The sequence below is a fragment of the Micromonospora sp. SD12 genome (assembly GCF_052068495.1).
In the GTDB taxonomy this organism is placed as follows: domain Bacteria; phylum Actinomycetota; class Actinomycetes; order Mycobacteriales; family Micromonosporaceae; genus Micromonospora; species Micromonospora echinofusca.
Genome location: NZ_JBQHDF010000008.1, coordinates 143837 through 166228 on the forward strand (window position 1 = coordinate 143837; position 22392 = coordinate 166228).

At 74.1% G+C, this 22392-nt stretch carries 16 protein-coding genes; 6 read left to right on the forward strand and 10 right to left on the reverse strand.

What is annotated here, in order from left to right; genetic code table 11:
* Positions 1 to 69: 69 nt before the first annotated feature.
* Positions 70 to 2499, reverse strand: a complete 2430-nt coding sequence (locus ACTMS2_RS17825; protein WP_441176381.1) for a Tex family protein — start codon at positions 2497 to 2499, stop codon at positions 70 to 72.
* A 134-nt stretch (positions 2500 to 2633) separates the two neighbouring features.
* Here ACTMS2_RS17825 and ACTMS2_RS17830 point away from each other — a divergent pair, with 134 nt between their 5' ends.
* A complete protein-coding gene (locus ACTMS2_RS17830; protein ID WP_101414857.1) occupies positions 2634 to 4145 on the forward strand; it encodes a deoxyguanosinetriphosphate triphosphohydrolase family protein in 1512 nt (503 codons plus the stop codon).
* An 18-nt stretch (positions 4146 to 4163) separates the two neighbouring features.
* On the opposite strand, the gene ACTMS2_RS17835 is transcribed toward ACTMS2_RS17830, so the two are convergent.
* The 7 genes from ACTMS2_RS17835 to ACTMS2_RS17865 form a co-directional block, all read right to left on the reverse strand.
* Complete coding sequence (locus tag ACTMS2_RS17835) at positions 4164 to 5309, reverse strand: MBL fold metallo-hydrolase (protein ID WP_441176382.1); 1146 nt, start codon at positions 5307 to 5309, stop codon at positions 4164 to 4166.
* Between the two features lie 108 nt (positions 5310 to 5417).
* Positions 5418 to 6419, reverse strand: coding sequence for a serine hydrolase (locus tag ACTMS2_RS17840; RefSeq protein ID WP_441176383.1), 1002 nt, complete (start codon positions 6417 to 6419; stop codon positions 5418 to 5420).
* Between the two features lie 86 nt (positions 6420 to 6505).
* Positions 6506 to 7450, reverse strand: a complete 945-nt coding sequence (locus ACTMS2_RS17845) for an SDR family NAD(P)-dependent oxidoreductase (protein ID WP_441176384.1) — start codon at positions 7448 to 7450, stop codon at positions 6506 to 6508.
* Positions 7447 to 8631: a zinc-dependent alcohol dehydrogenase gene (locus ACTMS2_RS17850; protein ID WP_441176385.1), complete on the reverse strand. Its 1185-nt coding sequence runs from the start codon at positions 8629 to 8631 to the stop codon at positions 7447 to 7449. Before ACTMS2_RS17850 ends, ACTMS2_RS17845 begins: the two co-directional genes overlap by 4 nt.
* Before the next feature lie 452 nt (positions 8632 to 9083).
* Positions 9084 to 9848 (reverse strand): succinate dehydrogenase/fumarate reductase iron-sulfur subunit, encoded by a 765-nt coding sequence (locus ACTMS2_RS17855; RefSeq protein ID WP_089001139.1) that lies wholly within the window; start codon positions 9846 to 9848, stop codon positions 9084 to 9086.
* Positions 9845 to 11782: a fumarate reductase/succinate dehydrogenase flavoprotein subunit gene (locus ACTMS2_RS17860; RefSeq protein ID WP_441176386.1), complete on the reverse strand. Its 1938-nt coding sequence runs from the start codon at positions 11780 to 11782 to the stop codon at positions 9845 to 9847. The genes ACTMS2_RS17855 and ACTMS2_RS17860 overlap by 4 nt, the downstream gene beginning before the upstream one ends.
* 1 nt (position 11783) lies before the next feature.
* Entirely contained in the window at positions 11784 to 12473 is a 690-nt protein-coding gene (locus ACTMS2_RS17865; RefSeq protein ID WP_441176387.1) for a succinate dehydrogenase cytochrome b subunit, read from the reverse strand.
* 77 nt (positions 12474 to 12550) lie between these two features.
* Here ACTMS2_RS17865 and ACTMS2_RS17870 point away from each other — a divergent pair, with 77 nt between their 5' ends.
* Positions 12551 to 13480: a LysR family transcriptional regulator gene (locus tag ACTMS2_RS17870; RefSeq protein WP_441176389.1), complete on the forward strand. Its 930-nt coding sequence runs from the start codon at positions 12551 to 12553 to the stop codon at positions 13478 to 13480.
* A 118-nt stretch (positions 13481 to 13598) separates the two neighbouring features.
* Positions 13599 to 14921: an FAD-dependent oxidoreductase gene (locus ACTMS2_RS17875; RefSeq protein ID WP_441176390.1), complete on the forward strand. Its 1323-nt coding sequence runs from the start codon at positions 13599 to 13601 to the stop codon at positions 14919 to 14921.
* Between the two features lie 85 nt (positions 14922 to 15006).
* Here ACTMS2_RS17875 and hrpA read toward each other — a convergent pair whose 3' ends face one another.
* Positions 15007 to 19035 (reverse strand): ATP-dependent RNA helicase HrpA, encoded by a 4029-nt coding sequence (gene hrpA, locus ACTMS2_RS17880; protein WP_441176391.1) that lies wholly within the window; start codon positions 19033 to 19035, stop codon positions 15007 to 15009.
* A 169-nt stretch (positions 19036 to 19204) separates the two neighbouring features.
* Here hrpA and ACTMS2_RS17885 point away from each other — a divergent pair, with 169 nt between their 5' ends.
* A complete protein-coding gene (locus ACTMS2_RS17885; protein WP_441176392.1) occupies positions 19205 to 19645 on the forward strand; it encodes a cytidine deaminase in 441 nt (146 codons plus the stop codon).
* 75 nt (positions 19646 to 19720) lie between these two features.
* Here ACTMS2_RS17885 and ACTMS2_RS17890 read toward each other — a convergent pair whose 3' ends face one another.
* Positions 19721 to 20080: a YciI family protein gene (locus ACTMS2_RS17890; protein ID WP_363621771.1), complete on the reverse strand. Its 360-nt coding sequence runs from the start codon at positions 20078 to 20080 to the stop codon at positions 19721 to 19723.
* 153 nt (positions 20081 to 20233) lie between these two features.
* Here ACTMS2_RS17890 and ACTMS2_RS17895 point away from each other — a divergent pair, with 153 nt between their 5' ends.
* Positions 20234 to 21280, forward strand: coding sequence for a FecCD family ABC transporter permease (locus tag ACTMS2_RS17895; RefSeq protein ID WP_441176393.1), 1047 nt, complete (start codon positions 20234 to 20236; stop codon positions 21278 to 21280).
* Positions 21277 to 22368 carry a FecCD family ABC transporter permease gene (locus ACTMS2_RS17900; RefSeq protein WP_441176394.1) on the forward strand — a complete coding sequence of 364 codons (1092 nt, stop codon included), beginning with the start codon at positions 21277 to 21279 and terminating at the stop codon, positions 22366 to 22368. The genes ACTMS2_RS17895 and ACTMS2_RS17900 overlap by 4 nt, the downstream gene beginning before the upstream one ends.
* Positions 22369 to 22392: the final 24 nt, after the last annotated feature.

Sequence of the window (22392 nt, forward strand, 5' to 3'; positions counted from 1 at the left end):
GGGCTGACCCACCAGCGACGTCAGCGCGATAGCGTCCGTTCTTACGGCCGGGCCGTGCCCGGCCGGCGCTCAGGCGAGGCCGGCGCGGCGCAGCGCCTCGGCCATCGCGTCGTTGGCCGGCGCCGCCGCGCCACCGCCGCGGCCCTGCCGCTGCTGCGGCCCGCCGCCGCGGCCCTCGCGGCCACCGCCCTGCCCGCCGCGACTGCCGCCCTGTCCACCGCGACCACCGGCGCCCGGGCCGCCACGGCCGCCGCCCTGCCCGCCGCCGCGCTCCCGCCGGCCACCGCCCTGCGGTTCGCCGCGCCCCGCCTCCGCGTCGTCCTCCAACCGGAGGGTGAGCGAGATCCGCTTGCGGGGTACGTCGACGTCCAGCACCTTGACCCGGACCACGTCGCCGGACTTGACCACCTCGCGCGGGTCCTTGACGAACGTGCGGGACATCGCCGAGACGTGCACGAGCCCGTCCTGGTGCACGCCGACGTCCACGAACGCGCCGAACGCGGCCACGTTGGTCACCACGCCCTCCAGCACCATGCCCGGCACCAGGTCGCTGATCTTCTCCACCCCCTCGACGAAGGTGGCGGTGCGGAACTCCGGCCGCGGGTCGCGGCCCGGCTTCTCCAACTCGGCCAGGATGTCGGTGACGGTGGGCAGGCCGAAGGTGTCGTCGACGAAGTCGGTGGCCCGCAGCCCCCGCAGGATGTTGCTCCTGCCGATCAGCGACCGCAGGTCCTGCCCCGTGGTGGACAGGATCCGGCGCACCACCGGGTACGCCTCGGGGTGCACGCTGGAGGAGTCCAGCGGGTCGTCGCCGCCGGGGATGCGCAGGAAGCCGGCGCACTGCTCGAAGGCCTTCGGCCCGAGCCGGGCGACCTTCTTCAACTCCGCGCGGGTGCGGAACGGGCCGTTCGCGTCGCGGTGCAGCACGATGTTCTCCGCCAGCCCGGCGCCGATTCCCGAGACCCGGGTCAGCAGCGGCGCGGAGGCGGTGTTGACGTCGACGCCCACCGCGTTGACGCAGTCCTCGACCACCGCGTCCAGCGAGCGGGAGAGCTTCACCTCCGACAGGTCGTGCTGGTACTGGCCGACCCCGATCGAGCGCGGGTCGATCTTCACCAGCTCGGCGAGCGGGTCCTGGAGACGCCGGGCGATGGAGACCGCGCCGCGCAGCGAGACGTCCAGCCCGGGCAGCTCCTGCGAGGCGTACGCGGAGGCGGAGTAGACCGACGCGCCGGCCTCGGAGACCACCACCTTGGTCAGGTTGAGCTGCGGGTACCGCTTGATCAGCTCACCGGCGAGCTTGTCGGTCTCCCGGCTGGCGGTGCCGTTGCCGATGGCGACCAGCTCGACGCCGTGCGCCCCGGCCAGCCGGGCGAGGGTCTCGATCGAGGCGTCCCACTGCCGGCGCGGCTCGTGCGGGTAGATCGTGTCGGTGGCGACCACCTTGCCGGTGGCGTCCACGACGGCGACCTTCACCCCGGTACGCAGGCCCGGGTCCAGTCCCATGGTGGGCCGGGTGCCGGCCGGCGCGGCGAGCAGCAGGTCCCGCAGGTTCGTGGCGAAGACCCGCACCGCCTCCTCCTCGGCCGCCTGCCACAGGCGCATCCGCAGGTCGGCCCCGAGGTGGATGAGGATCCGGGTGCGCCACGCCCAGCGCACCGTGTCGCCCAGCCACCGGTCCGCCGGCCGGCCCTTGTCGGTGACGCCGAACCGTCCCGCGATCACCGCCTCGTAGCGGCTCGGCCCCGTCGGCGCCGCGTCGGCGTCGCCGGCCTCCTCGGGCTCCATCGTCAGGTCGAGCACGCCCTCCTTCTCGCCCCGGAACATGGCCAGGATCCGGTGCGAGGGCAGCTTCGGGTACGGCTCGGCGAAGTCGAAGTAGTCGGCGAACTTGGCGCCGGCCGCCTCCTGCCCGTCGCGTACGCGGGAGACCAGCCGGCCCCGCGACCACATCTGCTCGCGCAGCGTGCCGATGAGGTCGGCGTCCTCGGCGAAGCGCTCGATGAGGATGGCGCGGGCGCCCTCCAGGGCGGCGGCCGGGTCGGCCACGCCCTTCTCCGCGTCGACGTAGCCGGCGGCGGCCTCCCGGGGGTCCTGCGACGGGTCGGTCAGCAGCGACTCGGCCAGCGGCTCCAGCCCGGCCTCGCGGGCGATCTGCGCCCGCGTGCGGCGCTTGGGCTTGTAGGGCAGGTAGATGTCCTCCAGGCGGGACTTCGAGTCGGCCGCCATGATCTGCGCTTCCAGGGCCTCGTCGAGCTTGCCCTGACCGCGGATCGACTCCAGCACCGCCGCGCGCCGTTCGTCCAGCTCGCGCAGGTAGCGCAGCCGCTCCTCCAGGGTGCGCAGCTGGGTGTCGTCGAGCAGGCCGGTGGCCTCCTTGCGGTAGCGGGCGATGAACGGCACGGTGGCGCCGCCGTCGAGCAGCTCCACGGCCGCCCGTACCTGACGCTCGGCGACGCCGAGCTCGTCGGCGATCCGCTGATGAACAGAGAGGGTCACGATCTCGATCCGCCTTCGGTGTGGGTTCCGCTGTGCATTCTGCCGGCCCGCACCGACGCGCGTCGCCGCCCCCGGCCCGGCGTGCCGGCGGCGACCGTCGGCACCGCGGCCCGCGCTGCGCTAGCGTGGCGATCATGGAACCTCCCGCGGACCCGCGCGCCCGGCGGCTCTTCGGCGGCAGCGCCCGGGCGCTCGGCGACCTGGCCGCCAGCCCGTTCCGGGCCGACCGGGACCGCATCGTGGCCTCGCCGTTCTTCGCCCGGCTCAACGGCGTCACCCAGGTCGTCAGCCCCGGCGGCTCCGGCCTGCTCGTGCACAACCGGCTGACCCACAGCCTCAAGGTGGCGCAGGTCGCGCGGGCCATCGCCGAGCGGCTCACCGCCGACGAGCGACACCGCGACCTGCTGGAGAAGCTGGGCGGCTGCGACCCGGACGTGGTGGAGGCCGCCGCGCTCGCCCACGACCTCGGCCACCCGCCGTTCGGGCACCTGGGGGAGCGGGTGCTGGACCGGCTGGCCCGCCAGCGCCTCGGGCTGACCGACGGCTTCGAGGGCAACGCCCAGTCGTACCGGATCGTCACCAGCACCGAGATCCGCGGCGCGGCGACCACCGGCCTGGACCTCACGGCGGCGGTGCGGGCCGCGCTGCTGAAGTACCCGTGGACGCGGCTGGACCATCCCGACCCGCACCCCCGGCTGCTGGACCCGCCGCCGCGCGGCGCCACCCCGCCGCCGGACGACCCGGGCAGCGGCTCGTCGAAGTTCGGGGCGTACCGCACGGAGATCGGCGACCTGCGGCAGGCCCGGGAACCGTTCGTGGGGCGCATCCCGGACTGGCAGCAGACCCCCGAAGCGTCGATCATGGACACCGCCGACGACATCGCGTACGCGATCCACGACGTCGAGGACTTCTACCGGGTCGGGGTGCTCCAGCAGGGTGCCGTGGCCGCCGAACTGATGGCCTGGCAGCGCGAGAGCGGGCACCTGCGTGCGATCACCGACGCGGCCCTGGCCGCCGCCGCCCGCCGACCCGGCTCGGCGATCGAGCGACTGCGCCGGCAACTGCACCGCAAGGACGCCTGGATCGCCGACGACGAGGCGTTCGCCGCCGCTGTCGAGCACGTCCGCGAGGAGCTGGTGGAGGGGCTGCTGGCCATGCCCTTCGACGGCTCCATCGAGGCGGAGCAGTACGTGGCCCGGTTCTCCGCCCGCTGGACGACCCGCTTCGTCGACGCGATCACCGTGGTCGAACAGCCGGCGGTGCGCTCCGGGCACGTGCTGCTGGCCCCCGCGCAGTGGCACGAGGTGCAGGTGCTCAAGTTCGTCCACCACCGGTTCGTGCTGGCCCGGCCCGACCTGGCCCTGCACCAGCGCGGGCAGGCCCGGCTGCTGGGCACCCTGGTGGAGGCGTTGCTGGAGTGGCTGCTCGACCCCGAGGAGGAGTCCCGGCTGCCGCGCCGGCTGCACGACCTGGTGGAGTTGGCAGAGGCGGAGCTGCACCCGCGTACGCCGGACCGGATCGGCAAGGCCCGCGGGCGGGCGATCGTCGACTTCGTCGCCCAGCTCACCGACGGCCAGGCGGTCGCCATGCTGGACGCCCTGTCGGGCCGATCCGGGGCGCTCTGGACCGACGCCTTCGTCCTCTGAGGGGCGGTGCCCCGGCGCTCAGGCGACGGCCTGCCACCAGCCGTCGACGGCGGGCGGGTCGTCCACCACCACCCGCTCGCCGGGGCGGGGCACGGCGAGGCGCACGTCCCTGGCCTTCGCCTCGGCCCAGATCCGGTCCACCGGCTCGGACCAGGCGTGCAGGGCCAGGTTGAACGTCGCCCAGTGCACCGGCACGAGCAGCCCGCCGCGCAGGTCGAGGTGGGCGGCGACGGCCTCCTCGGGGAACATGTGGATGCTCGGCCAGGCCCGGTCGTACGCGCCGATCTGCATCAGCGTCACGTCGAACGGACCGTGCCGCTCGCCGATCTCGGCGTAGCCGTCGAAGTAGCCGGAGTCGCCGGTGTAGAAGACCTTCCGGTGCGCGCCGGCGACGACCCAGGAACTCCAGAGCGTGCCGTCGCGGCGCAGCCCCCGGCCGGAGAAGTGCTGGGCGGCGGTGGCCGTGATCTCCAGCCCCGCCACCCGGTGGCTCTCCGCCCAGTCCAGCTCGACGATCCGCCCGGCCGGTACGCCCCAGCGGTCCAGGTGCGCGCCCACGCCCAGGGGCACCAGGAACGGCGCCGACTGCAGGGCGGTCAGCGCCTGGACGGTCGCCATGTCGAGGTGGTCGTAGTGGTCGTGCGAGATCAGGATCGCGTCGACCGGGGGCAGTTCGTCGAGGCGCACCGGTGGCCGGTGCAGGCGGCGCGGGCCGACCATGCTCGACGGGGAGCACCGGTCGCTCCACACCGGGTCGAGCAGCACCCGTCGGCCCTCGATCTCGATCAGGGCGGAGGCGTGGCCGTACCAGACGACGTTCAGCTGACGCCCCGCGTCGTCGGCCGGTGCGGCGCCGGGACGCAGCAGCGGCACCGCGACGCCCGGCCGGCGCTTCTGCTTGCCGAAGAGCAGCTCACGGACCAGGTTGCGGTCGGGGGTGCCGGCCATCGAGCGGGAGCCGCCCGGGTTGCGGAAGACGCCGTCGTGGAACCGGGGCGAGCGGGCGGCCCGCTCCGCGCGGGCGCCGGTGAGCCGGCCGCCGAGCGCCGCCGGCACGTCCCGGACCACCCACGCGAGCCCGGCCAGCGCGGCCAGCCCGGCCGCCCCGCGCAGCCGCCGTCCGAGGGTCCCCTCGGGTCCCGCGCGTTCCGCTGGTGCGCCCATCGCCGTCCCTCCGCCGTGTCCCGTCGTACACGGTAGCCCGGCGGTCGGGGGAGCGCCGGAAGGTCGGCGGGGCCCGCCGCGCGGCGGGCCCCGGGCGTCGAGGGCGGCTCAGCCGCCGTTGCTGGGTCGCTGCACGGTCGGTCGGTGGGTGACGCCGGTGCCGGTGAGGCGGTCGACCGCGGCGAGGAAGCGCCGGCCCATCCGGGCGCGGGCCGCGACGGCGGGGTGCGTGGCGCCGTAGTCGTCCGGCTCGGCCTGGCCGTCGGCGAAGAGGGCGTACGTGAGCACGGGCGCGCCGGCCGTGTCGAAGATCACCCCGGCCTCGTGCCGGGCGTCGGCGAACCAGCCGGCCTTCGTGGCGACCCGGGCCCGCTCGGTGGAGGACATGACCCGCCGGATCCCGTCGGTGTACGCGACGGGGGCGCGCAGCAGCCGCAGCACGAACGCCGTGCCGGCCGGCGAGAGCAGCGTGCCGGCCACCAGCGCGCGCAGCAGGTCGTGGGTCTCCCGGGGCGTGCTGGTGCCGAGGAAGAACCGGTTGGGGTTGGCCACGGGCTGCACCTGGGTGTTCGGGAAGCCCTTGCCGCGCAGGATGTCGTTGAGTTCGGCGGCGGGGCAGACCAGGCCGCAGAGCCGTACCGCCGTGTCGTCGGAGACGGTCAGCAGGTTGGCCAGCACGTGGCCGAGTGTCACGAAGCTCGGGTACGCCCCGTCGAGGCTGAACATGCCGTCGCCGCCGGGCACCACGATCGCCTCGGTCACCTCGACCCGCTGGTCGAGCGTCAGCAGCCCCCGGTCGACCTTGTCGAGCACCGCCACGGCCACCGCGATCTTGTTGACGCTGTACGCCTCGAGGCGCCGGTCGGGCTCGTCGGACACCGCCACCTGCGGGGCGCCGGCCGGGTCGGCGACGCTGACGTACGCCTGCCAGTTGCCCCCCGCTGCCACCGTCTCCCGCTCGTAGATCGCGGCCACCCGGCGGGCCGCCTGCCGGGGCGTCGTCGGAGCCGGCTCGGCGACCTCGGGGGCGGCGGACGCCGGCGCGGCGGCGCCGAGCACCGTTCCCGCCGTGGCCACCGTGCCCAGTCCCAGCGCGGTCCTGCGGTTCACCCGGATAGTCAATCGTCTCTCCCGTCGTGGTGGGCCGGCCCACCACCCTAGGCGAAACGATCGACGCCGGTGATCCCGCGCGGGGTTCACGGCAGCCGACGCCGGACGGCCGCCACGACCGGGCCGGGCAGTTCCCCGACGGCCCGCACCACCCGCCCGAGGTCGGGCAGCCAGCCGCCGCGTACGGACGCGGCGGCCGGGTCCGGCGCGAACACCGTGCCGTCGTGCGGCGCGACCGGCCGGTCGGTCAGCCCGAGCAGCCGCATCAACGGCCCGACGAGGGCGTCGTAGACGCCCGGCAGCAGGGTGAAGCCGACCCGCATGACCACGTTGATCCGGCCCACCGACACCTCCCGGCGGGGCCGGTCGGCGCAGTCCACGATGGCCCGGGCCACCCGTTCCGGGGTGGTGACCGGCAGCGGGGGTCGGCCGACGCGGCCCAGGTAGTTCGCGGCCCGCTGGTAGACCGGGGTGTCCACGCTGCCGGGGTTCACGATGCACACGTGCACCCCCGGGGTCTCCCGGGCCTCCTGCTGCAACGTGCGGGTCAGCCCCTGCAACCCCCACTTGCTCGCCACGTAGCCGCTCATGTACGGCGCCGTGATGTGCCCCAGCACCGACCCGGTGAGGATCAGCGTGCCCCCGCCGTCCGCCCGGAAGCGGCGCAGCGCCACCCGGGCCACCGCGGCGGCGGCGAGCAGGTCGGTGCGTACCACCTGCTCGAAGACCCGCTCCGGGGTCTCCTCGAACCGGCCGTACGCCATCACCGCCGCGGTGTGCACCCAGACGTCGATGCCGCCGAACCGGTCGAGGGTCGCGTCGGCGAGCGCCGCCAGGGCGCCGTCGGCGGTGACGTCGGTGGGCACCTCCAGCGCCTGCGCGCCGGCGGCCCGGCACTCGTCGCCGACGGCGGCGAGGGCTGCGGCGGACCGGGCGGCGAGCACGAGGCGGTCCCCGCGGTCGGCGAAGGCCCGGGCCGCCGCCCGGCCGATCCCGCTGGTCGCGCCGGTCACGACCACCGTCCGGGTCACGGTGCCAGCACGACCTTGACGCAGCCGTCCTCCTTCTTCTGGAACATCTCGTACGCCTGCGGCGCCTCCGACAGCGGCACCCGGTGGGTACGCAGGTCCGCCACGCCCAGCGGGTCGTCGTCGCCGGAGAGCAGCGGGATGATCTCGTCGGTCCACCGGCGTACGTGGCACTGCCCCATGCGCAGCTGGATGCCCCGGTCGAACATCTCCATCAGGGGCATCGGGTCGACCTCGCCGCCGTAGACGCCGGAGACGGAGACGGTGCCGCCCCGGCGGACGGCCTTGATCGCGGCCTTGAGCACGACCAGCCGGTCGACGCCAACCTTGTCGGTCATGGTCTGCGCGAGCTTGTCGGGCAGCAGCCCGGCGGCGGTCTGGGCGAGCTTGCCGAGGGGCGCGCCGTGGGCCTCCATGCCCACCGCGTCGATGACCGCGTCGGGGCCGCGTCCGTCGACGAGGTCGATCAGCGCGCCAGGCACGTCGTCCAGTTCGCTGACGTCGAGCACCTCGACGCCGTGCCGGCGGGCCATCGCCAACCGCTCCGGCACCAGGTCGAGCCCGATGACCCGGTCCGCGCCGAGGTGCCGGCCGATGCGGGCGCAGAACTGGCCGACGGGCCCGAGCCCGAAGACGGCGAGGGTGCCGCCGCGCGGGGTGTCGGCGTACTTCACCGCCTGCCAGGCGGTCGGCAGGATGTCGGACAGGTAGAGCCAGCGCTCGTCGGGCCCGGTGTCGGGCACCTTGATCGGGCCGAACTGGGCGTGCGGCACCCGCAGGTACTCTGCCTGCCCGCCGGGCACCGAGCCGTAGAGCGAGGTGTAGCCGAACAGCGCGGCGCCCTTGCCCTCGGCGGTGACCTGGGTGGTCTCGCACTGCGCGTACAGCTGCCGGTCGCACATCCAGCAGGAGCCGCAGGAGATGTTGAACGGCACCACCACCCGGTCGCCCGGCTTGAGCCGGGTCACCCCCGCGCCCACCTCCTCGACGATGCCCATCGGCTCGTGGCCGAGGACGTCGCCGGGCTTCAGGTACGGCCCGAGCACCTCGTACAGGTGCAGGTCCGAGCCGCAGATCGCGGTCGAGGTGATCCGGACGACGGCGTCGGTCGGCTCCTCGATCCGCGGATCGGGCACCTCCTCCACCCGGACGTCCCGTTTGCCCTGCCAGGTCAGCGCCTTCATGTCCCTCGTCCCTCCTCGTGCCGTCCCCGGGGGTGCTACCCGTCCTTGCCGACTTGAACCGGTGCCCGGGTGTCGGCTGGCGGGCCGGATGTCGGGGGCACGATGCGCGGGCCGGTGCGCGAGCCGGGTGCGTGGGGCCGGGTGCCGGCTCCCGGAAGGGCTCCGGCATCCGGGCGCTGATCCCGCGTCCGGCGACGACGACGGCTGGGCCGCCTGTCGAGCTGATGTCGTAGACGACTCGGCTGATGTCGCAGACGATTCAGCTCGACAGGGCGCGAGCAGGCAGGCGCGGCCGCCCGGTGCGGCCGGCGTGGGGCCGCGTCGGGCGGGGCCGACGCGACGGGGGAGCAGGGACTGCGGGCCGACGGCCGGGCGGGTGGTACGGCGAGGGCCGCCGCGTTCGGAAGACGCGGCGGCCCTGCGCCGACCTCGCCGGCGTGACCTGCTGAGGCTCAGGAACCGGGGGTGTTGTCGCCCCGCTTCGAGGTGGCCATCAGGAAGTCGCGGTTGAGCCGGCCGATGGTGTTCAGCGGGATGCCCTTGGGGCAGACCACGGTGCACTCACCGGCGTTGGTGCAGCCGCCGAAGCCGGCCTCGTCGTGCGCGTCGACCATGCCGACCACCCGGGTGTAGCGCTCCGGCTGGCCCTGCGGCAGCAGCGAGAGCTGGGTGACCTTCGCGGCGGTGAAGAGCATCGCGGAGCCGTTCGGGCAGGCCGCCACGCAGGCGCCGCAGCCGATGCACTCCGCCGCCTCGAAGGCGGCGTCCGCGTTGGCCTTGGCGACCGGGGTCGAGTGCGCCTCGGGGGCGCTGCCGGTCGGCGCGGTGATGTAGCCGCCGGCGGCGATGATCTTGTCGAACGCGCCCCGGTTGACCACCAGGTCCTTGATGACCGGGAAGGCCCGGGCCCGCCACGGCTCGATGTCGATCGTCTCGCCGTCGGAGAACTGCCGCATGTGCAGCTGGCAGGCGGTGGTGCCGCGCTGCGGCCCGTGCGCGTCGCCGTTGATCATCAGGCCGCACATGCCGCAGATGCCCTCGCGGCAGTCGTGGTCGAACGCCACCGGCTCCTCGCCGGCGAGGATCAGCCGCTCGTTGAGGACGTCGAGCATCTCCAGGAAGGACATGTCGGGGGAGACGTCGTCGACCTTGTAGGTCACCATCCGACCCTTGTCCTCGGGGCCGGACTGGCGCCAGATGCGCAGGGTCAGGTTCACTTGTAGCTCCGCTGCGTGGGGTGGACGTATTCGAAGTTCAGGTCTTCCTTGTGCAGCACCGAGGGCTCGCCGGTGGCGGTGAACTCCCAGGCCGCCACGTACGCGAAGCGGTCGTCGTCGCGCTCCGCCTCGCCGTCGGGCGTCTGGTGCTCGGCCCGGAAGTGACCGCCGCAGGACTCCTCGCGGTGCAGGGCGTCGATGCACATCAGCTCCGCCAGCTCGAAGAAGTCGGCCACCCGGCCGGCCTTCTCCAGCGACTGGTTGAGCCCCTCGCCGCTGCCCGGCACCCGAACCCGCTGCCAGAACTGCTCGCGCAGGGCGCGGATCTCGTCGATCGCCTTGCGCAGCCCGGCCTCACTGCGTTCCATGCCGCAGTGCTCCCACATGATCTGGCCCAGCTCGCGGTGGAACGAGTCCACGGTCCGGTCGCCGTCGACGGCCAGCAGCCGCTGGATCCGGTCCTCGACGTCGGCGCGGGCCTGCACGGCCGCCGGGTGCGTGGCGTCGACCTTCTCCATCGGGCCGGACGCCAGGTAGTGCGCGATGGTGTTCGGCAGCACGAAGTAGCCGTCGGCCAGGCCCTGCATCAGCGCCGAGGCGCCGAGACGGTTCGCGCCGTGGTCGGAGAAGTTCGCCTCGCCGATCACGAAGAGGCCCGGGATCGTCGACTGGAGGTCGTAGTCGACCCAGAGGCCGCCCATCGTGTAGTGCACGGCGGGGTAGATGCGCATCGGCACCTCGTACGGGTCCTCGCCGGTGATCCGCTCGTACATCTCGAAGAGGTTGCCGTACTTGGCCTCGATGGCCTTGCGGCCGAGCCGGTTGATCGCGTCGCCGAAGTCCAGGTAGACGCCGAGCCCCGTCTGGCCGACGCCGCGCCCCTCGTCGCAGACGTTCTTCGCGGCGCGGGAGGCGATGTCGCGGGGGACCAGGTTGCCGAAGGAGGGGTAGATCCGCTCCAGGTAGTAGTCCCGCTCGTCCTCGGGGATGTCCCGCGGGCTGCGGGTGTCGCCCTTGGCCTTGGGCACCCAGACCCGGCCGTCGTTGCGCAGCGACTCGCTCATCAGGGTCAGCTTCGACTGGTGGTCGCCGGAGACCGGGATGCAGGTCGGGTGGATCTGCGTGTAGCAGGGGTTGGCGAAGTACGCGCCCTTGCGGTGGGCCCGCCAGGTGGCGGTGACGTTGCAGCCCTTGGCGTTGGTGGAGAGGTAGAAGACGTTGCCGTAGCCGCCGGAGGCGAGCACGACCGCGTCCGCGAACTCGGTGGTGATCTCGCCGGTGACCATGTCCCGGACCACGATGCCGCGGGCCTTGCCGTCGACGACGATCAGCTCCAGCATCTCGTGCCGGGTGTTCATCTCCACGTTGCCGAGGCCGATCTGCCGCTCCAGCGCCTGGTACGCGCCGAGCAGCAGCTGCTGGCCCGTCTGGCCCCGGGCGTAGAAGGTGCGCTGCACCTGCGCGCCGCCGAAGGAGCGGGTGTCCAGCAGGCCGCCGTACTCGCGGGCGAACGGGACGCCCTGCGCGACGCACTGGTCGATGATGTTGACCGAGACCTCGGCGAGCCGGTGCACGTTCGACTCGCGGGAGCGGAAGTCGCCGCCCTTGACGGTGTCGTAGAAGAGGCGGTGCACCGAGTCGCCGTCGTTGCGGTAGTTCTTGGCGGCGTTGATGCCGCCCTGCGCGGCGATGGAGTGCGCCCGGCGCGGGCTGTCCTGGTAGCAGTAGGTCTTGACCCGGTAGCCCTGCTCGCCCAGCGTGGCGGCGGCCGAGCCGCCGGCCAGACCGGTGCCGACCACGATCACGGTCATCTTGCGGCGGTTGGCCGGGTTGACCAGCTTGGCCTCGAAGCGGCGGCGTTCCCACCGGGTCTCGATCGGGCCGTCGGGAGCCTTGGTGTCGGCGATCGGGTCGCCCTCGGTGTAGAGATCCATGTCAGGACACCAATCCGGTGAGTACGGCGAACGGGACCACCAGGTAGCCGACGCAGAGCGCCACGGAGAAGCCGAGGGCCACGGCCCGGGCCCGCCGCTCGCCGCGCGGGCTCTGCTGGCCGAGGCTGCGCAGCGCGCTGAACAGGCCGTGCCGCAGGTGGAAGCCGAGGGTGACGATCGCCAGGGTGTAGAAGAGCGTCACGTACCAGCGCTCCGGGGCGAAGTCGGCCACCACGTTGGCGTACGGCCGGGCGGGGTCGCCGACGGGGTTGAGCGTGCCGGTGGTGAGGTCCAGCAGGTGGTAGATCACGAACAGCAGGATGATCACGCCACCCCAGCGCATCGTGCGGGCGGCGTAGCTGCCCTGCACCTTCTTGCGGTGCGCGTACTGCACCGGGCGGGCGGCGCGGGCGCGTACGGCGAGGGCGGTCGCGGCCCAGATGTGGCCGACTGCCGCCACCACCAGGCCGATCCGCATGATCCACAGGAACCACACGCCCGGCAGCAGCGGGGTGCCGATCTCGCGTAGCCAGTGCGCGTAGTGGTCGAACGAGGTCGCCCCCGTGAAGATCTTCAGGTTGCCGAGCATGTGCGCGATCAGGAATGACACCAGGATGATGCCCGTCACCGCCATGACGGCCTTGAGGCCGACGCTGGAACGGATGGGCGACCGAGTTCTCGTGACTACCACGCGATCGACGCTAGGAGCACTTGATTCAGTCGTCCAATGCATCGAACTCGCAGTCTTGATAGCTATAGGCTATGTAGATGCAGCTCCATCAGCTGAAGTACTTCGTAGCGGTCGCAGAAGTACGACATTTCACCCAAGCCGCCGACATCGTGGGCATCACCCAGCCTTCGTTGAGTAAGCAAGTTCACGCCCTGGAGGAGGGCCTCGGTGCCCCACTGTTCGAGCGGGTAAGGGGCAACATCACGCTCACCGCGGCCGGTGAGGTGCTGCTGCCGCTGGCCAAGCGGATCCTCGCCGACGTCGACACCGCGACCCGCGAGGTGCAGGAGCTGGTCGGCCTGCGCCGTGGCCGGGTCCGGCTCGGCGCCACCCCCAGCCTCGCCACCTCGCTCGCCCCGCCCGTGCTGCGCCGCTTCCGCGACGCCCACCCCACCATCGACCTGCGGGTGGAGGAGAGCGGCTCGCAGGACCTGGTCCGCGGCCTGCTCCGCGGCGACCTCGACCTGGCACTGATCATCATGCCGGCCCAGGGCACCGACCCCGGGCTGCGCGCCGACCCCATCCTGCGGGAGAGCCTGGTGGTCGCCTCCGTCGAGGAGCTGCCGGTGGCCCCGGAGGCCGGGCAACTGCGCGTCGCCGACCTGCGCGACCAGCCGATGGTCATGTTCCGGGAGGGCTACGACCTGCGCGACGCCACCCTCCAGGCCTGCCGGGAGGCCGGCTTCGAGCCGACCATCGCCGTCGACGGCGGCGAGATGGACGCGGTGCTGAGCTTCGTCGAGGCCGGGCTGGGCGTCGCGCTGGTCCCCGGCATCGTGGTGGCCCGCCGGCCGGGCGTACGCGTCACCCGGCTGGCCCCGCCCGGCGTCCGGCGCACCATCGCGGTCGCCCGGCGCCGCGACGTGGTGCCCACCCACGCCGGCCGGGAGCTGCGCAGGATACTGCTGGACTACGTCCGCGACGCCACCACCGACGGGGACCTGCCGCCGGGCGTCGAACCGCTCTGAGGCCCGCCGGCGAACCGCGCGGAGGTCGGCCGCCGCACGCCCGGCCGCGCCGTTCCCCGCCGTCAGGTGCGCACGACGGAAGACGACCGGCCCCCGTCGGCGTGCCTACGCTGCCCGCATGGCAACGGGTAGCGCCGTGGTGATCGGCGCCAGCATGGGCGGCCTGCTGACGGCGCGCGCTCTCACCGAGGCGTACGAGCGGGTCACCCTCGTGGACCGTGACCTGCTGCCCGAGCGGGCGGACAGCCGCCGGGGCGTACCCCAGGGACGGCAGCTGCACGTCCTGCTGACCCGGGGCCGGCAGGCGTTCGAGGAGCTGCTGCCGGGCATCTCGGCGGAGCTGGCCGCGCGCGGCGTGCCCACGGTCGACCTGCACGAGCAGGTCCACTGGTACAACAACGGCCACCGGATGCGCCGCGCCCCGTCGCCGCTGTTCGCCCTCGGGGTCAGCCGACCGCTGCTGGAACAGGTCGTCCGGGAGCGGGTGGCCGCCCTGCCCGGGGTGCGGATCGTCTCGGGCTGCGAGGTGGCGGGCCTGACCACCACCGTCGACCGGCGGCGGGTCACCGGGGTGCGGCTGCACCCCCGCGACGGGGAGCCCACGACCGTCGCCGCCGACCTCGTCGTCGACGCCGGCGGCCGGGGCACCCGCAGCCCGGTGTGGCTGGCCGAGCTGGGCTACCGGCCCGCGCCGGAGGAACGGGTCAAGGTCGGCGTCACCTACCTCACCCGCACCTACCGCCGGGAGCCGCACCACCTGGAGGGGCTGCTCGGCGCGCTCACCAACGCCGTGCCCGGCCAGCCCCGGGGCGGCATCGTCGCCGTGCAGGAGCAGGGCCGGTTCGCGGTGGCGCTCAGCGGCATGCTCGGCGAGGAGCCGCCGGCCGACGACGACGGCATGACCGCCTTCGCCGAGACCCTCGCCGCCCCGCAGATCGCCGAGCTGCTGCGTACGGCGCAGCCGGAGAGCCCGCCGGCGACGATGAAGTTCCCGGCCAGCGTGCGGCGGCGCTACGAGCGGCTGCGCCGCTTCCCGGCCGGCTACCTGGTGGTGGCCGACGCCGTGTGCAGCTTCAATCCGGTCTACGGGCAGGGCATGACGGTGGCCGCGCTGGAGGCCCTGCTGCTGCGCCGGCTGCTGCGGCGCTCGCCCGACCGGCTCGCCCGGCGGTTCTTCCGGGGCGCCGCCCGGCTGATCGACGGGCCGTGGTCCATCGCGGTCGGCACCGACCTGCGCTTCCCCGAGGTGCCCGGCCGCCGCTCGCCGCGGGTACGCCTGGTCAACGCGTACGTGGGCCGGCTGCACGCGGCGGCGACCCGGGACCCGGCGCTGGGCGCGGCGTTCCTGCGGGTGGTGAACCTCGTCGACCCGCCGACGCGGCTGCTCTCCCCGCCGGTGCTGCTGCGGGTGCTGCGCGGTGCCCCGGCGTCCGCGCCATGACCGTCCCGGCATCGGCGCCATGACCGTCCCGGCGTCGGCACCCTGAGCCGGGCGGACGCCGTCCGACGGGTGCGGGCGTGCCGCCCTACCTGCCCTCCGCCTCGTCCATCGCGCGGTAGATCCGCTGCTCCGACACCGGGTACGGGGTGCCCAGCGCCTGGGCGAACACGTTCACCCGCAGCTCCTCGATCATCCAGCGGATCTGCCGCACCGCCGTCGACTGCCGGCGGCTCTGCGGCAGCGCGGCGAGCATCTCCTGGTACTCCTTCTGTACCACCGCGACCCGGTCCTGCTGCTGCTTGTCGCGCTGCGGGTTGCCCGGCAGCCGGTCCAGCCGCCGCTCGATCGCGGTGAGGTAGCGCAGCAGGTCGGGCAGGCGCGCGTACCCGGTCTCGGTGACGAACCCCTTGTGCACCAGGCCGTTCAGCTGAGCCCGGATGTCGGCCAGCGCGGCCACCACCGCCAGGTTCCGCGTGGCGCCGAGGCGCTGCTCGACCGCGTACGCGGCGGCGAGCACCCGGCGGACCCGATCCATGATCTCGACTACGGTGTCCACCAGGTCGGCCCGGACCTTCTCCCGCAGGGCGGCGAAGCCCTCGGCGTCCCAGGCCGGGCCGCCGGCGTCACCGATCAGCTTGTCGATCGCCGCCCCCGCCGCGTCCGAGATCAGCTCCTGTACGCCGCCGTGCGGATTGCGGCTCAGCGCCAGCTTCGCCTCGTTGCTCAGCCGCCCCTGCAGGAACTTCGCCGGCGACGGCACGGTGAGCCGCAGCAGCCGCCGCGTACCCGCCCAGTGCGCCGCCTCCTGCTCGGCGGGCGAGTCGAAGACCTTCACCCCGACGGTGTCGCCCTCGTCGACCAGGGCCGGGTACGCGGTCACGGCGTACCCGGCGCGCACCTGCTCGATGGTGCGAGGAAGAACGTCGATGCTCCACTCGCGCAGCCCGGTGCGGGCCACGTCCGGCGCGGCGGCGGCCACGACCTGGCGTACCTCCGCCTTGAGCCGACGTTGCAGGGCCGGTAGGTCCTTGCCCTCGGCGACCGGCTTGTTCTCCTCGTCGAGCACCCGGAAGCTGACCCGCAGGTGCGCGGGGAGCCGCTCGGTGTCCCACGCGTCGCGGGGCACGGTGACGCCGGTCATCCGGCGCAGCTGCCGGGTCAGCGCGTCCAGCAGCGGCTCCTCGCCGGCCGGCATCGCGGCCAGCGCCGCGCGCGCGAAGTCCGGCACCGGTACGAAGTTGCGGCGTACCGCCTTGGGCAGCGAGCGGATCAGCGCGATCACCAGTTCCTCGCGCAGCCCGGGCACCTGCCAGTCGAAGCTCTCCGCCGGCACCTGGTTGAGCAGGGGCAGCGGGATGTCGACGGTCACGCCGTCGGTGGGGGTGCCCGGCTCGAAGCGGTAGGTCAACGGCAGGGTCACCCCGTCGGCTGACCACTCGTCGGGGTAGTCGGCCTCGTCCACGCCGGTGCGGCCGGCGTTGACCAGCAGCTCCCGGGTGAAGGTGAGCAGGTCGGGCTGCTCCCGTCGGGTCTTCTTCCACCAGGCGTCGAAGTGCCGCCCGGAGACCACGTCGGCCGGGATGCGGGCGTCGTAGAAGTCGAAGACGGTCTGGTCGTCGACGAGGATGTCGCGGCGCCGGGCCCGGTGCTCCAGCTCCTCGATCTCCGTCAGCAGCCGCTGGTTGTCCCGCCAGAAGTGGTGGTGGGTCTGCCAGTCGCCCTCGACGAGGGCGTGCCGGATGAACAGCTCCCGCGACAGCGCCGGGTCGATCCGGCCGAAGTTGACCTTCCGCGAGGTGACCAGCGGGACGCCGTAGAGGGTCACCTTCTCGTAGGCCATCACGGCCGCCTGCTTCTTCTCCCAGTGCGGCTCGCTGTAGCTGCGCTTGACCAGGTGCGTCGCCAGGGGCTCGACCCACTCGGGCTCGACCCGGCCGGCCACCCGGCCCCAGAGCCGGGAGGTCTCCACCAGCTCGGCGGCCATCACCCAGCGCGGCGGCTTCCTGAACAGCGCCGAGCCGGGGAAGAGCGCGAACTTCGCGCCCCGGGCGCCGAGATACTCGTGCTTCTGCGCGTCCTTGAGCCCGACGTGCGACAGCAGGCCGGCCAGCAGCGACTGGTGCACCTTCGGCGTGTCGATCTCCTCCGGCAGGTCCGCGCCGCCCCGGCGCCCGCCGCCTGCGTCGCGCGTCGGTCGCCCTTCTTCGGGCGTACGTCTCACCTGTCGCAACTGGCTGACGATGTCCTGCCACTCGCGTACCCGCAGGTAGTTGAGGTATTCGGCCTTGCACATCCGCCGGAACGCGCTGGACGACAGCTCGCGCTGCTGCTCGCGCAGGTGCCGCCACAGGTTGAGCAGCGTCACGAAGTCCGACTCGCGGTCGGTGAACCGCGCGTGCGCCTGGTCGGCCTGGGCCTGCTTCTCGGCGGGCCGCTCGCGCGGGTCCTGGATCGACAGCGCGGCGGCGATCACCATCACCTCGGTGGCGCAGCCGTTGCGCTCGCCCTCGACGACCATCCGGGCCAGCCGCGGGTCGACGGGGAGCTGCGCCAGCCGCCGGCCCAGCGGGGTGAGCCGCTTCGCCGGGTCGGCCTCGGCCGGGTCGAGCGCCCCGAGCTCGTGCAGCAGGTTCACGCCGTCGGCGACGTTGCGCCGGTCCGGCGGGTCGATGAACGGGAACGCGGCGATGTCGCCCAGCCCGATGGAGGTCATCTGGAGGATGACCGAGGCGAGATTGGTACGCAGGATCTCCGGGTCGGTGAACTCCGGGCGGGACAGGAAGTCCTGCTCGTCGTAGAGGCGGATGCAGATGCCGTCCGAGGTACGCCCGCAGCGCCCCTTGCGCTGGTTGGCCGACGCCTGTGAGACCGGCTCGATCGGCAGCCGCTGCACCTTGAGCCGGCTGCTGTAGCGGGAGATGCGGGCCGTGCCCGGGTCCACCACGTACTTGATGCCGGGCACGGTGAGCGAGGTCTCCGCCACGTTGGTCGCCAGCACCACCCGGCGCCCGGCGTGCGGGGCGAAGACCCGGTGCTGCTCGGCGGTGGAGAGCCGGGCGTACAGCGGCAGGATCTCGGTGCCGCGCAGCGCCGGTTTCTTCTCCACCAGCTTGCCCAGCGCGTCGGCGGTGTCGCGGATCTCCCGCTCGCCGCTGAGGAAGACCAGGACGTCGCCGGGCCCCTCGGCGGCCAGTTCCTCGACGGCGTCGCCGATGGCCTGGACCTGGTCGCGGACGTTCTCCTCGTCCTCGCCGTCGTCCTCGCCCTCGGCCACCTCGACCAGCGGCCGGTAGCGCACCTCGACCGGGTACGTGCGCCCGGAGACCTCGACCACGGGCGCCGGCACGCCGTCGGGCTCGTCGGCGGTGGGCGGCCCCGCGAAGTGTCGGGCGAAGCGCTCGGTCTCGATGGTCGCCGAGGTGATGACCACCTTGAGGTCGGGTCGGCGGGGGAGGAGCTGGCGCAGGTAGCCGAGGATGAAGTCGATGTTGAGGCTGCGCTCGTGCGCCTCGTCGATGATCAGCGTGTCGTACTGGCGCAGCATCCGGTCGGTCTGCAACTCGGCGAGCAGGATGCCGTCGGTCATCAGCTTGACCAGGCTGCGGTCGCTGACCTGGTCGGCGAAGCGCACCTTGTAGCCGACCACGTCGCCCAGCTCGGTGCCGAGCTCCTCGGCGATGCGGTCCGCCACCGTACGCGCGGCCAGCCGGCGCGGCTGGGTGTGCCCGATCAGGCCGGTGATCCCGCGCCCCAGCTCCAGGCAGATCTTCGGCAGCTGGGTGGTCTTGCCGGAGCCCGTCTCGCCGGCCACGATCACCACCTGGTGGTCGCGGATCGCGGCGGCGATGTCGTCCTTGCGCTCGCTCACCGGCAGCTGGGCCGGATACGTGATCACCGGTACGGCGGCGCGGCGGTTCTCGAGCACGGCCTCGGCCCGCGCCACGTCGGCGGCGATCTCCCCGAGCGCCGACTCCCGGCGCTGCGGGTCGCGCAGCCGGCGTACCCCGTCCAGGCGCCGTTGCAGGCGGCGCTGGTCGCGGAACATCAGGGGACGGAGGCGGCGGTGCAGCTCGCGGACGGGGTCGGTCGCGGCGGGTGCGGCTGGATTCTGCATGTCGTCGCCAAGGATAGGCAGCCGCCGGCCGGACCGCCCCCGGGTTACCGCCGCACCGCCCCGGCCCGCCCGCGCCCACGCCCGTCGGCGGCGCCCCACGAGGGGCGCGCGGGCGGCGCCGCCTCGGACTAGAGTGGGGCGTCGACCGACCTTGGCCACGGGGGACTGGATGACGATGCGCGACACCGACCGGGCCCTCGTGCAGGCCGCCACGGCGGTCGCCAAGCTGCGCTGCCGCAGCGAGAACCACACGGTCGCCGCCGCCGCGCGGACCACCGACGGCCGGGTCTTCACCGGGGTCAACGTCTACCACTTCACCGGCGGTCCCTGCGCCGAGGTGGTCGCGGTCGGCGCCGCCGCCACGCAGGGCGTCACCGAGCTGGAGACGATCGTCGCGGTGGGCGACCGGGGGCGCGGGGTGATCCCGCCCTGCGGGCGCTGCCGGCAGGTGCTGCGCGACTACTTCCCCACGGTCCGGGTCATCGTCGGGCCGATGGACGCGCTGCGCGTGGTGCACGTCGCCGAGCTGCTGCCGGAGACGTACGTCTGGGCCGACCAGCAGCTCGACGGGCCGGCCGGCCCGGTCCCCGCGCCACGGCCGGCCGACTGACGCCCCCGGCCGCCTAACTGACGCCCGGCCCGCCGACGGCGGACCGGCGCCCGCTGACGCCCGGCCGCCGGGCCGTCAGTCGCCGGCGGCGGCTTCCAGGACCGACCGGGGCAGCGGCACGCTCTCGAAGCGCACGATTCCCTCCGGCACCATCCAGCTCATCACCTGCACGCCGAGCCGCCCGGCCCGCACGGCCGGGTCGTTGTGGTAGAGCTCGCGGGCCTCCTGCGGCGAGACGGAGAGCACGACGAACCCGCGCAGCCGCTCGTCGTCGGCGTCGACGAACGGCCCCGCCGCCAGGACGAGCCCCTGCTCCACCAGCCCCGCCTGGTGCGCCAGGTGGGCGTCCTGCAACCGGTCGGCCGCGTCCAGCGGCAGGTCCGGCGCGTCCGCCGGCCGGAGCAGGAGCACCACCGTGTGCTGGTCGAATCGCATGCCCACACACTAGGGCGGCCGGGGCCGCCGTCCGCCCGGATCCGGCGCCGTCCGCCCTGCTCAGCGCCGCTCGGATCGACGACGGCGAGTTAGGCCCGGCCAGGGCGTTCCGCTACGGTAAGGCGACCCTAAGCCCGAACGTGCAGGAGCCTCGTGACCAGCCTCGCCATCCGACCGGCGCCTGCCGGCGCCCGGCCCCGGGCGCGTGGCGGTCGTCGGCTCGCAGTCACCGTGGCCGCCGCCGTGGTGCTGGGGCTGGCCGTGCTGGCGAGCTTCGCGCTCGGCAGCCGGGCGCTGGCCGTCGACGAGGTGTGGCGAGCGCTGGTCGCCCCCGACGGCGGCGAGGCCGCCACCATCGTGCGGGAACTGCGGATGCCGCGTACCGCGCTGGGCCTCGCCGTCGGGCTCGCCCTCGCCGTCGCCGGGGTCCTCTTCCAGGCCCTCACCCGCAACCCGCTGGCCGAGCCGCGGATCCTCGGCATCAGCGCCGGCGCCTCGTTCGGCGTGGTGCTGGCCATCTCCGTCTTCGGCGTGAGCACCCTGGCCGGGTACGTCTGGTTCGGCATCGGCGGCGCGCTCGGCGCCGGCGTGCTGGTCTTCGCCGTCGCCGCCAAGGCCCGCGAGGGCGCCAGCCCGGTCACCCTCGCGCTGGTCGGCGCGGCCCTCGACGCCAGTCTCGCCTCCGTGGTGTACGCGCTGCTCAGCATGGACGCCCGCACCTTCGAGGAGTACCGCTTCTGGGTGGTCGGCGGGCTGACCGGCCGGGACCTCACGGTGGCCGTACAGGTGGTGCCGTTCGTGCTGGCCGGGCTGTTCCTGGCCGCGCTGGTCGCCCGGGGCCTGGACGCGCTGGCCCTCGGCGACGACGTGGCCCGGGGCCTCGGGCACCGGATCGGCCTGGTCCGTCTCGGCGGCGGTCTCGCCGCGGTCCTGCTCACCGGGGCGGCCGTCGCCGCCGCCGGCCCGATCGCGTTCGTCGGGCTCGCGGTGCCGCACCTGGCCCGCGCCCTGGTCGGCGCCGACCACCGGTGGACCCTCGCGGTCTCCGCGCTGCTGGGACCCGCGCTGCTGCTGGGCGCCGACGTCGTCGGCCGGCTCGTCGCGCCGCCCGGGGAGGTGCCCGCGGGCATCGTGACCGCCCTGGTCGGCGCCCCGCTGCTGGCCTTCCTGGTGCGCCGCGCGAAGGTCGTGACGGCGTGACCGCCCCCACCGCCCCGGCCGCCGGACGGCCGGCGGGGCGGCCCCGCGTCGGCGTCACCGCGCTGCCCGGGCGTTCGCTGGTGCGGATCGGTCCGGTCGCCGTGCAGGTCCGCCGCCGCTCGGTGCTGGTCGCCGCCGTGCTGGTCGTGCTGCTGCTCGCCGCGGGGCTGCTCAGCCTCTCGCTGGGCACCCCGTACGTCGCCCCGGTCGACGTGCTGCGCGCCCTCTCCGGCGCCGGCACCCCGTACGACCTGGTGGTCCTGGACCTGCGGCTGCCCCGGCTGGTGCTGGCGGCGGTGGCCGGCGCGGCCTTCGGGGTGGCGGGCACCCTGATCCAGAGCGTGGCGCGCAACCCGCTCGCCAGCCCCGACGTCGTCGGCATCACCCAGGGCGCCGGCCTCGCCGCGACGGTGGCCCTGACCGGTGGCGTCGCCGCCGTGCTCGTGGCGCCGGCCGCGCTGGTCGGCGGGCTGGTCGCCGCCGCGCTGCTGTTCGCCCTCGGCGCCCGGCACGGCCTGGCCGCCCAGCGGTTCGTGCTCGCCGGCGTGGCGGTCGCCTTCGCGCTGCGGGCCCTGACCGAGGTGGTCATGCTCACCGCCGACCCGATCGACGGGCTGCGCGCGCAGATCTGGCTGATCGGCACGCTCGCCGGCAGGGGCTGGACCGAGAGCCTGTGGATCGCCCTCACCCTGGTCGCGCTCCTGCCGGTGCTGGCCTGGGCCGGCTGGGCGCTGAACAGCACCGCCCTGGACGACGACACCGCCCGGGGGATCGGCCTGCGTCCGACGGCCCGTCGGGTCGGCCTCGCCGGGACCGGGGTGCTGGCCGCCGCGATGGTCACCGCCCAGGTGGGCGCGGTGGACTTCGTCGCCCTGGTCGCCCCGCAGCTGGCCCGCCGGCTGGTCCGCGCCGAGCGTCCGCCGCTGGTCGGCGCCGCGTTGCTCGGGGCGCTGCTGCTGGTGCTGGCCGACCTGGGCGGCCGGCGGCTGTTCGCCCCCACCCAGCTGCCCGCCGGCGTGCTGACCGCCGCCATCGGCGGCCCGTACCTGATCTTCCTGCTGCTGCGCGGCCGGCGGCGGTCCTCGTGAAGTCCGACCCTGGCAAGGAGGCGT